The 12,460-nt window shown below is 57.6% G+C and carries 10 protein-coding genes; 4 read left to right on the top strand and 6 right to left on the bottom strand.

Annotation, left to right across the window (positions count from 1 at the left end):
• Nucleotides 1-16: 16 nt before the first annotated feature.
• Both ABWV79_RS13525 and ABWV79_RS13520 read right to left on the bottom strand, forming a co-directional pair.
• A complete protein-coding gene (locus ABWV79_RS13525; RefSeq protein WP_170355671.1) occupies nt 17-835 on the bottom strand; it encodes an ABC transporter ATP-binding protein in 819 nt (272 codons plus the stop codon).
• 79 nt (nt 836-914) lie between these two features.
• Nucleotides 915-2,858 (bottom strand): AMP-binding protein, encoded by a 1,944-nt coding sequence (locus ABWV79_RS13520; RefSeq protein WP_502949864.1) that lies wholly within the window; start codon nt 2,856-2,858, stop codon nt 915-917.
• Between the two features lie 354 nt (nt 2,859-3,212).
• Between ABWV79_RS13520 and ABWV79_RS13515 the strand changes: the two genes are divergently transcribed.
• Nucleotides 3,213-3,623: an ester cyclase gene (locus ABWV79_RS13515; RefSeq protein WP_170355670.1), complete on the top strand. Its 411-nt coding sequence runs from the start codon at nt 3,213-3,215 to the stop codon at nt 3,621-3,623.
• 94 nt (nt 3,624-3,717) lie between these two features.
• Here the strand turns inward: ABWV79_RS13515 and mutT are convergent, their stop codons facing one another.
• From mutT to ABWV79_RS13500, 3 genes are read right to left on the bottom strand one after another with little or no spacing between them, the layout of a single operon-like run.
• Nucleotides 3,718-4,116, bottom strand: a complete 399-nt coding sequence (gene mutT / locus ABWV79_RS13510) for an 8-oxo-dGTP diphosphatase MutT (protein ID WP_353392583.1) — start codon at nt 4,114-4,116, stop codon at nt 3,718-3,720.
• The gene (gene argJ / locus ABWV79_RS13505) at nt 4,113-5,339 is read right to left on the bottom strand and encodes a bifunctional glutamate N-acetyltransferase/amino-acid acetyltransferase ArgJ (RefSeq protein WP_353392582.1); all 1,227 of its coding nucleotides are present in this window, start codon (nt 5,337-5,339) and stop codon (nt 4,113-4,115) included. The genes mutT and argJ overlap by 4 nt, the downstream gene beginning before the upstream one ends.
• 5 nt (nt 5,340-5,344) lie before the next feature.
• Nucleotides 5,345-6,193, bottom strand: coding sequence for a peptidylprolyl isomerase (locus ABWV79_RS13500; RefSeq protein WP_353392581.1), 849 nt, complete (start codon nt 6,191-6,193; stop codon nt 5,345-5,347).
• Between the two features lie 176 nt (nt 6,194-6,369).
• On the opposite strand from ABWV79_RS13500, the gene secA reads away from it, so the two are divergent.
• The 3 genes from secA to ABWV79_RS13485 all read left to right on the top strand — a co-directional run bounded on the left by secA (nt 6,370) and on the right by ABWV79_RS13485 (nt 11,688).
• A complete protein-coding gene (secA, locus tag ABWV79_RS13495) occupies nt 6,370-9,087 on the top strand; it encodes a preprotein translocase subunit SecA (protein ID WP_353392580.1) in 2,718 nt (905 codons plus the stop codon).
• A 99-nt stretch (nt 9,088-9,186) separates the two neighbouring features.
• Nucleotides 9,187-10,107 (top strand): hypothetical protein, encoded by a 921-nt coding sequence (locus tag ABWV79_RS13490; protein ID WP_353392579.1) that lies wholly within the window; start codon nt 9,187-9,189, stop codon nt 10,105-10,107.
• Between the two features lie 24 nt (nt 10,108-10,131).
• Nucleotides 10,132-11,688, top strand: a complete 1,557-nt coding sequence (locus ABWV79_RS13485; protein ID WP_353392578.1) for a substrate-binding domain-containing protein — start codon at nt 10,132-10,134, stop codon at nt 11,686-11,688.
• 3 nt (nt 11,689-11,691) lie between these two features.
• Here the strand turns inward: ABWV79_RS13485 and radC are convergent, their stop codons facing one another.
• Entirely contained in the window at nt 11,692-12,447 is a 756-nt protein-coding gene (gene radC / locus ABWV79_RS13480) for a RadC family protein (RefSeq protein ID WP_353392577.1), read from the bottom strand.
• Nucleotides 12,448-12,460 lie beyond the last annotated feature (13 nt).

Genomic DNA, 12,460 nt, shown 5'->3' with positions numbered 1-12,460 from the left:
CATGTCTGTCAGATGTTTAGTCATGGCTCACCCCCAGATAAGCGTCGATGACTTCCTGATTGTTGCGCACCTCATCGGGTGTGCCGTCACCGATCTTGCGGCCATAGTCCATCACCACCACGCGGTCGCTCAGGTCCATCACAACGCCCATGTCGTGTTCGATCAGCGCGATGGTGGTGCCAAACTCGTCATTCACGTCCAGGATAAAGCGGCTCATGTCCTCTTTTTCCTCGACATTCATGCCCGCCATCGGCTCATCCAGCAGCAGCAGCTTTGGCTCCGCCGCCAAGGCTCGCGCCAGTTCGACCCGTTTCTTCAGCCCGTAGGGCAGGCGAGACACAGGTGTTTTGCGGATGTGCTGGATTTCCAAGAAATCGATGATCTTTTCGACCGCCTCGCGGTTTTCCGTCTCTTCCGCCTCGGCTTTACCCTTCCACAAGGCCTGTTGGATAATATTCGTCTTCATGAAGCCCAAACGCCCTGTCATGACGTTATCCAAAACGCTCATCCCCTCGAACAGAGCGATATTCTGGAACGTCCGTGCAATCCCCTGCTGCGCCACCTCAAAGGGTCGCATCTGCGGGCGTTTTGATCCGTGAAACCAAACCTCACCTTCCTGCGGCACATAGAACCCGGAAATCACGTTCAGCATCGAGGACTTACCCGCACCGTTCGGTCCGATGATGGCCCGGATCTCACCCTCGCGAATGTCGAACGAGATATCCTTGATTGCAACCACACCGCCAAAACGCAGGGTGATGTTCTTCATCTCCATCACCACACCACCGATCTTGCGGCCGTCTTCGGTGACATATCCTTCGGAACTATCCAGCATCAGATCCTCCCTGAGCTGCGAAAAAACGGGACGGCGGGCGGGGCGATGACCGCAAGGTCGAGCGGCGCTCGAGCGGCCCTCATTCCGCCGCAACCTTGTGCGAGGCCGCAGCAACAACCGGCGCGTCGACGATTTCCAGCGTGGCCGAGATCGACCCCTTCCGCCCGTCCTCATAGGTCACTTCAGTCGTAGTCGAAACGCTGGATGATCCGTCATAAAGCGCATCAATGATGTCGTGGAATTTCTCTTCCACAAAACCGCGCCGCACTTTACGAGTCCGGGTCATCTCACCATCATCCGCATCCAGTTCCTTGTGCAGAACCACAAAGCGATGCACCTGGCAGCCCGACAGCATCTCATCTGCCGCAACCGACTTGTTGACCTCTTCCACATGCGACTTGATCGTCTCTAACACGCGGGGATGACTGGTCAGTTCCTGATAGGACCCATAAGCCACATTGTTGCGCTCAGCCCAGTTTCCAACCGCCGTCAGGTCAATATTGATAAAGGCCACGCAGCGATCCTTGCCATTACCAAACAGAACAACCTCCAGAATGTCGGGATAGAATTTCAGCTTGTTTTCGACATATTTCGGCGCGAACATCGACCCGTCGGCCATTTTGCCCACGTCCTTGGCACGGTCGATGATCCGCAGATGGCCGGACCCTTCCTCGATGAACCCTGCATCACCTGTAGCCACCCAACCCTCGGCATCCTTGGTCGAGGCGGTAGAGTCCGGGTTATTGTAATACTCGACAAACACACCGGGCGAGCGATAGTGAATCTCGCCCTTGTCGTCGATCTTCAACTCAACATCCGGCGCGGGCACACCAACCGTATCCGCGCGCACCTCGCCATCAGGCTGCACGGTGATGAAAACGGTAGCCTCGGTCTGACCATATAGCTGCTTCAGATTGATACCCAGCGAGCGGTAGAAATCAAAAATCTCAGGCCCAATCGCCTCACCCGCCGTATAGCCGACGCGGAACCGGCCATAGCCCAGAGTATCTTTGAGCGGTCCGTAAACCAGCATATTGCCCAGCGCGTATTTCACCTTGTCGCCAAACCCAACCGGCTTGCCATCCAGTAACAGACCGCCCACCTTCTTGGCGTGATCCATGAAGTGACGGAACATGCGCTTCTTCAGCTTGCCCGCATCCTCCATCCGGATCATCACGTTGGTCAGCTGCGTCTCAAACACGCGCGGCGGGGCAAAGAAATAGGTCGGGCCTATCTCGCGCAGGTCGGTCATCATCGTGTCGGCGCTTTCGGGGCAGTTCACGCAGAACCCGCACCAATAGGCCTGACCGATCGAGAAGATGAAATCGCCCACCCACGCCATCGGCAGGTAGGACAGAATATCTTCGTTGCGGGTCAGATGGTCGAACTCGGCCGAGTTCTTGGCGCTTTCGATAACGTTGCGGTTCGACAGAACCACACCCTTGGGCTTGCCCGTCGTGCCCGAGGTATAGAGCATCACGCAGGTATCGTCATAGGTGATCGCCGCGATACGTTTGTCCAGTTCTGCGTCGAACCGCGCGTGTCCGGCGCTGCCCTCGGCCATGATGTCGTCCAGTGCGTTCATCTGGGAGTGGTCGTATTTCCGCATCCCGCGCTTGTCGGTGTAGAGGATATGCTTGACCTGATGCAGCCCCTGCTGAATCTCGATGACCTTGTCGACCTGTTCCTGGTCGCCACAGACGACGAACTTCGCACCGCAGTGTTCCAGAACATAGGCCATCTCTTCCGCGACCGAGTCCTGATACAGCGGCACCGGCACCGCCCCCACCATTTGCGCGGCGACCATCGACCAGTAATGCGCCGGGCGGTTGCGGCCTATGACGGCGATATGGTCGCCCTTCTCAACGCCGATCTCCAGAAATCCCAACGCCAGCTTGCGCACCTCGGCGGCGGTTTCAGCCCAGGACCAGCATTGCCAGATCCCGAATTCCTTTTCCCGATAGGCCGGGGCATCCCCGAACTGCGTCACATTGCGATGTAATAGCGCCGGAAGAGATACCATCCCCTCCGCGCCCGACTGCATCTGAGCCAATCTTTTTCTCCTCCCCATCCGACCCCTCCCCGGGCCGGAACTGGCGGGTCCAGGTTGGTGCCCGAACGCCAATGCCCCGATTAAGAGACATGAGAACGATCAGCGTCAAGTTTTGCCTGATGTTTTCTCAATCCTTACGAATTGTAACAGTGGTGGAAGGGTGATGGATTGGATGGATCGCCTGAGCACATCAGTCACAATGTCGTCACCAAGCCACGATATTTCCGCGCATTTTGATAATGAGCTATTTCAGCGTACCCTGTTTCTTACTGCTTCAGTTGATGGCCAACACGGTTGGCCACAGTTTCGTAGGGGGGGAAACACATGTCTATCCAAAAAGCCGCAAGAGAATTCTTTGAGGCCTGCGATACAGGCAAAGGCTGGGACGCCTGCAAAAACTTTTGCCATGAGGGCGCGACGTTTTCGGCACAAGCCGACGCATTGGCCGACGTCACTTCCCTAGAAGGTTACGCAGACTGGATGAAAAACCTGCTGACTCCGATCCCGGATGGTCATTATGAGCTCAAATCATTTTCTGTTGATGAAGAGCGTGGAATTGCAAGCATATTTGCCGTGTTCCATGGAACTCATTCCGTGGATGGCCCAGTGCCTGCTACGGGAAAAACTCTGGCCGCGGAATACGTCTATGCCATTGAGTTTGACGGTGACAAAATCAAACACATGACCAAGATATGGAATGATGCGCATTCCTTGAAACAGCTCGGCTGGGCCTAATACTTTAGGATCAGGGGTACAGGTCACAAATCACGCAATTCCGACCACCGCGTGCTCTCTTTTGGCCACAGGGGGCATGCGCCCTGCCGCGACACTACAACCAATCCCGCAGAATCGGGATCAACGGCACATCAGCTGCGGGCATAGAATAGTTCCGCAGATCATTAGCGCGGACCCATTTCAGCGCCTGACCTTCTCTTGATTGTGGTATCCCCTCCCATTTCCGGCAAGCGAACAGCGGCATCAACAGGTGGAAATCGTCATAGCTGTGGCTGGCAAAGGTCAGCGGTGCGAGGCAGGAGGCCCAGGTGTTGATGCCCAGTTCTTCCTCCAGCTCGCGGATCAGGGCGACCTCGGGGGTTTCGCCGGGTTCGACCTTGCCGCCGGGGAATTCCCACAGACCGGCCATGGACTTCCCCTCCGGGCGTTGCGCCAGCAACACCCGGCCTTCGACGTCGATCAGGGCGACGGCCGACACCAAAACGGTCTTCATGAACGATAATCCGCGTTGATTTCGATATAGCCGTGGGTCAGATCGCAGGTCCAAACGGTGGATGCGCCCTCGCCCAGCCCCAGATCGACCGCGATCACCAAATCCTGACCTTTCATGTAGGCGGCGGCGGCGTCTTCGCTGTAATCAGGGCTGACCCAGCCTTTCTCGGCCACAAGGATGTCTCCGAAAGAGATACTCAGCAGGTCACGATCCGCAGCCGCTCCGGATTTGCCGATGGCCATGACCACGCGGCCCCAGTTCGGGTCTTCTCCCGCAATCGCCGTTTTCACCAGTGGTGAGTTTGCAATCGCCAGACCATGCACCTTGGCATCCGCGTCCGAGGCCGCTCCAGTCACACGGATTTCCACGAATTTCGTGGCGCCTTCACCGTCGCGCACCACCTGCTGAGCAAGGTCCAGCATCACCGTTTCAAGCGCCTGCGCAAACGCTGCGTTGCCAGTAGCATCCACGCCCGAGGCCCCGGTGGCGCACAGCAGCAAACTATCCGAGGTCGAGGTATCGCTGTCCACCGTGATGCAGTTAAACGTGCGATCCGTCTGCGCGCCCAGCATGGACTGCAGCGCCGATTGTTCGACCCGCGCATCGGTGAAGATATAAACCAGCATCGTCGCCATATCCGGCGCGATCATACCGGAACCCTTGGAAATCCCCGCAATTGAGACTGTTTTACCATCAATCTCGACCTGCGCCGACGCCCCTTTGGGGAAGGTATCGGTGGTCATGATCGCCCGCGCTGCGTCCTTGATCGCGTGACGGCTGAGACCGGCCTTGAGCGCCTCAAGCTGCGATACGATACGATCATGGGGCAGCGGTTCGCCAATCACGCCGGTGGACGATGTAAAGACCCGCTCGACCGTGACGCCGGTGGCTTTGGACACGGCCTGCGTCACTTCGGCCACCGAGGTCTGACCGTAATGCCCGGTGAACGCATTGGCATTGCCCGAGTTCACAAGAATGGCCGCCGGGCCATCGCTGGCCCCACCGATCTTGTCCTGGCAATCAAGCACTGGCGCGGCGCGGGTAGCGGATCGCGTAAACACACCCGCCACCGAGGTGCCGGGGTCCAGCACCGCCAGCATCACATCGGTGCGGCCCTGGTAGCGCACGCCAGCCTCAACGGTGGCAAAGCGCACGCCGTCAATCGCGGGCAGGTCGGGAAATGCCGCCGGAGCCAGCGGGGACACTTTGGTAATCGTGGCCACCGGGTTTACTCCTGAATCAGGTCCAGCTGACGAACGATACCGGGCGTCATGCCCTCGATTTCAGGGCGGTCGATCTGAGCGCTTTGCGTCAGCTCATCAATGCGGGCCTGAATCGCTTCGTTCTGCAAGGTCTGAGCCAGTTCTTCCCGCACAGCGTCCAACTCGGGTGCCTCGGTTTTGCGTTTGTCGTTCAGGATGATCACGTGCCAACCGAACTGAGTCTGCACCGGATCAGAAACTTGTTCTTTGTCCAATCCTATGACGGCTGTCTCGAATTCCGGAACCATTCGTCCTTTTCCGAACCAACCCAGCTCGCCCCCATTCGGGCCAGAGGGACCGGTCGATTTTTCTTTGGCGAGTTCCGCGAAATCCGCACCGTCATCCAGTTGCGACTTGATCTCGTTGGCTTCTTCTTCGGTTTCGACAAGTATATGGCTGGCGTTGAACTCATCTTCACCTTCGAACTCGGCGAACCGCGCGTCATAGGCGGACTGAATCGCCTCGTCGGTGACCAGATCGCCGATCAAAGCGTTCACAGTCTGAACTGCCATCAACGAGCGGGTTTCATTCGCCAGCGCCAGCGCGTTCAGCTTGGTCAGCTCGTCCTGTTGCTGACCCAATAGCTGCTGCTGGATCAACTGTTCGATGATGAAGTCGTACAAGACGTCATCTTCAATCTGCTGATAATTCGCCGGAAGGGTCGCTACAGTGGCGATAACGTGACCCAAAGTGATCTCATCTCCGTTCACGCGGGCGACCACGGTGCTGGCGTCAGGCTTGGTTTCGGCGGCCAGCGGCAGGGCCAGCATGGCAGTCAGAGCCAGCGATGGCAGAAAAGTGAGGCCTTTGGGCATGGAATCATCCTATTTCTTTGCCACGACGGGGCGCAGCGTTGACACTGTGGAACCTGCCGCTTACATCGCTTTGAAGCCTTGGACAGGGCCGCCTTTCACCCCCCGTATCTATGGGTTGCGCGCAAGGTGGGCAAGCCTGTCGCAACCAAGACAAGAACAGATCCGATGGAGTGAACATGCTGGGACTCGGAACGCTCGCCAAAAAGGTGTTCGGAACACCGAACGACCGCAAGATCAAGGCGACCCGCCCCCTGATCGAAAAGATCAACGCACTGGAGCCCGAGTTCGAAAATCTCACCGATGAAGGTCTGATCGAAAAGACCGCCGAACTGCGCAAACGCGCGCTGGACGGTGAAAGCCTGGACGATTTGCTGCCCGAAGCCTTTGCCAATGTGCGCGAGGGCGCGAAGCGCGCGCTGGGTCTGCGGGCGTTTGACGTGCAGCTGATGGGCGGCACCTTCCTGCATCAAGGCAATATCTCGGAAATGAAGACGGGTGAGGGCAAAACCCTGGTCGCCACTTTCCCAGCCTATCTGAACGCACTGACCGGCAAGGGCGTGCATGTGGTCACGGTGAACGAATACCTGGCCAAGCGCGACTCGGAATGGATGGGCAAGGTGTTCGCCGCGGTTGGCATGACAACCGGCGTGATTTGGTCGGGGCAACCTGACGCCGAGAAAAAAGCCGCTTATGGGTGCGATATCACCTATGCCACCAACAACGAGTTGGGCTTTGACTATCTGCGCGACAACATGAAATCGGACCTTGCCGAGATCTACCAGAAATACCACAACTTCGCGATTGTGGACGAGGTCGACTCGATCCTGATCGACGAAGCGCGGACACCGCTGATTATCTCAGGGCCGTCTCAGGACCGATCTGATCTGTATACCGCGATTGACGCGCTGATCCCTTCGCTGGACGATGATCATTTCACGCTGGACGAAAAATCGCGAAACGTGACCTTCACCGATGAGGGCAATGAGTTTCTGGAACAGCAACTGATCGCCAACGGGCTGATCCCCGAAGGCCATTCGCTTTATGATCCCGAAAGCACGACCGTGGTGCACCATGTGAACCAGGGTCTGCGCGCGCATAAGCTGTTTCAGCGCGACAAGGATTATATTGTTCGTGACAATAACGTGGTACTGATCGACGAGTTTACCGGCCGTATGATGGCGGGCCGCCGCCTGTCCGAGGGTCTGCATCAGGCCATCGAAGCCAAGGAAGGCGTTCCGATCCAGCCCGAGAACGTGACGCTGGCCAGCGTGACCTTCCAGAACTACTTCCGCCTGTATGACAAGCTTGGCGGCATGACCGGCACCGCCCTGACCGAGGCCGAAGAATTCCAAGAAATCTATGGTCTGGGCGTGGTCGAAGTGCCGACCAACAAGCCGATTGCCCGCGTGGATGAAGATGACCAGGTCTATCGCACCGCGATGGAAAAATACGGCGCCATGATCGAGCAGACGAAAGAGGCGCAGGAGAAGGGGCAACCAGTTCTTCTGGGCACTACCTCGATCGAGAAATCCGAACTGCTCAGCCAGATGCTGCAGAAAGAAGGCATCGAACATAACGTCCTGAACGCCCGCCAGCATGAACAAGAGGCGCAGATCGTCGCCGATGCAGGCCGTTATGGCGCGGTCACCATCGCCACTAACATGGCCGGTCGCGGCACCGATATTCAGTTGGGCGGGAATGTCGAGATGAAGGTTTTGCAGGCCCTGGCCGAAAACCCCGAGGCCGATCCGGCTGAACTGCGTGCAGCCGAAGAGGCGCGCCACGCTGAGGAAAAAGAAAAGGTACTGGCCGCCGGTGGCCTTTACGTGATGGCGTCCGAACGCCACGAAAGCCGCCGCATCGACAACCAGCTGCGCGGCCGGTCGGGCCGTCAGGGCGATCCGGGCCGTACCGTGTTCTACCTAAGCCTCGAAGACGACCTGATGCGCATCTTTGGCTCGGAACGGCTGGACAAGGTGTTGACCACTCTGGGCATGAAAGAGGGTGAGGCCATCGTCCACCCCTGGGTCAACAAATCGCTGGAGCGCGCGCAATCCAAGGTCGAAGGTCGCAACTTTGACATGCGCAAGAACGTCCTGAAGTTTGACGACGTGATGAACGACCAACGGAAAGTGGTGTTCAGCCAACGACGTGAGATCATGTCTGCGGATGACCTCTCCGAGATCGTCTCGGACATGCGCGAACAGGTAATCGACGACCTGATCGACGAATACATGCCGCCCAAAACCTATGCCGATCAGTGGGACACCGACGGTCTGCATGAGGCGATCAAGGACAAGCTGACCATCGACGCGCCGGTTCAGGACTGGGCCGCCGAGGAAGGCGTGGACGACGAACAGGTGCGCGAGCGTCTGGTCAATGCCGCCGATGAGATGATGGCGCAAAAGGCCGCCGCCTTTGGCCCCGAAAACATGCGCAACATCGAAAAGCAGGTTCTGCTGAACACCATCGACGGCAAATGGCGCGAGCACCTGCTGACACTGGAACATCTGCGCTCGGTCGTTGGGTTCCGAGGCTATGCCCAGCGTGATCCGCTGAACGAATACAAGAACGAGAGCTTCCAGCTGTTCGAAAGCATGTTGGACAGTCTTCGCGAAACCGTTACGCAACAATTGTCACGCGTGCGCCCGCTGACCGAAGAAGAACAGCGCGAGATGCTGGCTCAGATGCAGGCGCAACAGGCGCAGGCTCAGCAAGCTGTCGACCAAGCAACCGAACAGGCCGAAGCAGTGGCCGAGGCCGAAGCCTCAGGCAATCCGCTCCCCGGATTTGATGAAAACGATCCCAACACATGGGGTAACCCGTCACGCAATGACCGCTGCCCCTGCGGATCGGGTAAAAAGTTCAAACACTGCCACGGCAGACTGACCTGATTTAACCCGGTTCAGTCACAATGAGTCCGCGCCACGGCCACATATTGGCCGTGTTTCGGCTTAAACATCCGACTCGCTCCTTCAACTGGGGAGGGTGTTTTGTTTGTAATCAAGAACTACGTGACCACCGGGGGAACAGTCGCATGCGCCCTCGCCATCGGTTACTTAATGCAGAATGGAACACCTGCGCAGCCGCAAGGCACGCAGGTCGCTGCAAACTCGGCCTCGTATCAGAGTGTCGGGATAACCGGGCTTGAGCATATCGTTCTGACCTCCTCGGCTCCTTCCGGTAATGACGCCAGCGAACCGCACTCTCAACGACACGCGGTCACGACCGCGCAATCGATCGCGGACAACAGCGATTGTGCCATCAGCGCACGCGCAGTTGCCGTTCCCGGTGCCGCGGCACATCTAAGCGTCATTGCCCCCTGCCACAGCAATTCGCGCATCGATATCCACCACAGGGGTCTGACTGTCACCCAAAAGACTGACAAGAACGGCAAGACAGACCTAACTGTTCCAGCCTTATCGGAATACGCGATCTTTCTGATCTCGACAGAGGATCAACAAGGAACGGTTGCCACGACTCATATTCCAGAAATCGCGCATTACAACCGGGTCGCCCTACAATGGACCGGGCAGACCGATCTTCAGATTCATGCTCTGGAATTCGGTGCCAGCTATGGCGGCAAGGGGCATGTCTCAGCCGATCCTGAAACCCAGGGAATCGGCAAAGTCGTACATCTGGGGCACACCGGGATAGGCGATGCCAAAAACATTCAGGTGTATTCCTACCCGGCTGGCCAATCCGCCCAATCCGGTTCGATTGCCCTGTCCGTCGAGGCCGAAGTGACCGCCGAGAATTGCGGTCAGGAACTGGCCCTGCAATCGCTGGAGTTACGCGGCGACCGTCGTCTGCGGTCACGCGATTTGTCGCTGACTCTGCCTGATTGCGGCCAGTCTGGCGAGTTTCTGGTGTTGAATAATCTGCTCGAAGACCTGACAATCGCGGCCAAATAAAACGCAGGCAGGCTCGGGCTTTTGATGACTTTCTATCGTGTGGCGGTGGCCGCACTGTTTTCGGCGATATATACCCTGAATGCATCGGCGCAGGATATCTCTCTTACCTCCCATGACGGCAAGGTCGAGGTCGTGGGTAACCTGTTGGGATTTGATGGTGAATTCTATCGCGTGGATACGCAGTTCGGAGAGCTGACCGTCGACGGCTCAGGCGTCACATGTGCCGGGCCTGCTTGCCCCAGCCTCACGGATTTCGTCGCCGAGCTGCGCTTTTCCGGTGCATCGGTCATGGCGGAAAAAATCTTGCCCGAATTGATCATCGGCTTTGCCCGACAAGAAGGGTTGTCGGCGGCGCCTATTCGGGAATCCTCAGGCCGATTTTACTATGAGTTGAAAACAACTGATCGTGAGGCACCGCTTGGTCGGTTTTACTTTGACCCTGGTACTACAGCCCGCGGGTTTTCGGATTTCATTGAAAATGAAACCGACATCGTGATGGCCCTGCGTGAGATCACTTCCCAGGAACAAGAGGCCGCGCGGGATGCCGGACTGGGGGACCTTCAGCATAGTCGGCGTGCGCGCGTCATTGCATTAGACGCACTGGTGCCGATTGTGGCCTCCGACAATCCTGTGGGACAGATATCCTTGGGGCAGCTGGTTCAGGTTCTGTCCGGCCAGATCGACAACTGGGTCGCACTCGGTGGTCCCGATGCGCCAATTTCCGTTCATATGCCCGAGGTTGGCTCAGGTTTGACTCAAGGTGTTGAAAAACAGCTTTTGCAACCCGCAGACGTTACGCTTGCCGACACGGTTATCCGACACAAACGCAGCACTGCAATGGCGCGGGCTGTTGCCAAGGATCCGTTTGCAATCGGGATCGCCAGCCAGGCCGAGGCCGATGCGGCCCGCGCGTTGGCCCTGGCCGGTGGCTGTGGTCATCCGCTGGCAGCCACGCGCCAATCTATCAAAACCGAGGATTACCCTCTGACCGCGCCAATGTTCCTGTATCTGCCCAATCGTCGGTTGCCGAGAATTGGACGACAGTTTCTGGCCTATATCCAAGGCGCCGAAGCTCAGGATGTGATCCGGAATGCCGGTTTCGTGGATCAATCGCCCGAGTTGCTGCCTCTTAGCGCGCAAGGTGATCGGTTGGCAAACGCCGTGGCATCTGGCGCCTCAGAAGTCGGTCTGGACGAATTGCAACGGATGGTCGAAACATTACGGCCGCGATCCCGTTTGTCCTTGTCGTTTCGGTTCGAGGCAGGCTCGTCCCGACCGGACGCGCAATCCAGATCGAACCTGCTCCATCTGGCCCAGCTTTTGGAATCCGGCAAGTTTGATGGACGAACACTGACCTTTGTCGGATTCAGTGACGGAGACGGCGCCGCCACCGCAAACGCCCGGATTGCCGAACTGAGGGCGAAAACCGTCAGAAACGCGGTGCTCGATGCGGTTGAAACCAAAATAGCAGACAGCGTGACGCTTGAAGTTGATGGCTTTGGCGAGGCGATGCCCATGGCCTGTGACGACACTGAATGGGGTCGCAAAATCAATCGCCGTGTCGAAGTGTGGGTCGAATAATCACTACAAGTAACCTTCCGAACGAAAACTCAGTTCGTTTGATTTTCCGATGATCAGATGGTCATGCAGAGTCAGGTCAAGCGCCAGACATGCATCCTGAATCCGGTTGGTCATGTCGATATCCGACTGCGAGGGCGTCGGGTCGCCCGACGGATGGTTATGCACTAGAATAAGCGCCGAGGCGTTCAGTTCCAACGCCCGTTTCGCTACCTCGCGCGGATAAACAGGCACATGATCAACTGTGCCCTTGGCTTGTTCCTCATCCGCAATCAGGACGTTTTTACGATCCAGATAGAACACCCGGAACTGCTCGGTCTCACGGTGGGCCATTGTGGTGTGACAATAGTCCAGCAACGCATCCCAGCCCGAGATCACGTGCCGTTGCATCACCCGCGCGCGGGCCATGCGATGGGCGCAAGCCTCAAGGATTTTCAGATCAGTGATGACTGTATCACCTACACCCTTGATCTGACGCAGCCGTTCTTCGGGCGCGGTCAGCACGCGGTTGAAATCCCCAAACGTATCCATCAGCGCCCGCGCCAGAGGTTTCACGTCCTGCCTGGGGATGGACCGGAACAGCACCAGCTCCAACAACTCATAATCCGGCATTGCGGCGGACCCACCCGACATGAACCTTTCGCGCAGCCGCTTGCGATGGTCTTTTATATAGGAGGGCAATCGACCACTTGGCAGCGGCTGCGCGGGCGCTTCGTCCGTTTCAAACAGCATCGGGGCTTCGGCAAAGGCGTCCTTGGTCATGTTCCAACCCTGA

The sequence above is a fragment of the Ruegeria sp. HU-ET01832 genome (genome assembly GCF_040371315.1).
In the GTDB taxonomy this organism is placed as follows: domain Bacteria; phylum Pseudomonadota; class Alphaproteobacteria; order Rhodobacterales; family Rhodobacteraceae; genus Ruegeria; species Ruegeria lacuscaerulensis_A.
Note: the sequence above shows the minus strand (reverse complement) of the source record. Positions and strands in the feature narration are given on the sequence as shown.

What these genes read in the sequence shown, in the direction of transcription:
- ABWV79_RS13520 (WP_502949864.1), bottom strand. Translation starts at nt 2,858, where the DNA reads ATGGTATCTCTTCCGGCGCTATTACATCGCAATGTGACGCAGTTCGGG.
- secA (WP_353392580.1), top strand. Translation starts at nt 6,370, where the DNA reads ATGCTGGGACTCGGAACGCTCGCCAAAAAGGTGTTCGGAACACCGAAC.
- ABWV79_RS13500 (WP_353392581.1), bottom strand. Translation starts at nt 6,193, where the DNA reads ATGCCCAAAGGCCTCACTTTTCTGCCATCGCTGGCTCTGACTGCCATG.
- mutT (WP_353392583.1), bottom strand. Translation starts at nt 4,116, where the DNA reads ATGAAGACCGTTTTGGTGTCGGCCGTCGCCCTGATCGACGTCGAAGGC.
- ABWV79_RS13525 (WP_170355671.1), bottom strand. Translation starts at nt 835, where the DNA reads ATGCTGGATAGTTCCGAAGGATATGTCACCGAAGACGGCCGCAAGATC.
- ABWV79_RS13485 (WP_353392578.1), top strand. Translation starts at nt 10,132, where the DNA reads ATGACTTTCTATCGTGTGGCGGTGGCCGCACTGTTTTCGGCGATATAT.
- ABWV79_RS13515 (WP_170355670.1), top strand. Translation starts at nt 3,213, where the DNA reads ATGTCTATCCAAAAAGCCGCAAGAGAATTCTTTGAGGCCTGCGATACA.
- radC (WP_353392577.1), bottom strand. Translation starts at nt 12,447, where the DNA reads ATGACCAAGGACGCCTTTGCCGAAGCCCCGATGCTGTTTGAAACGGAC.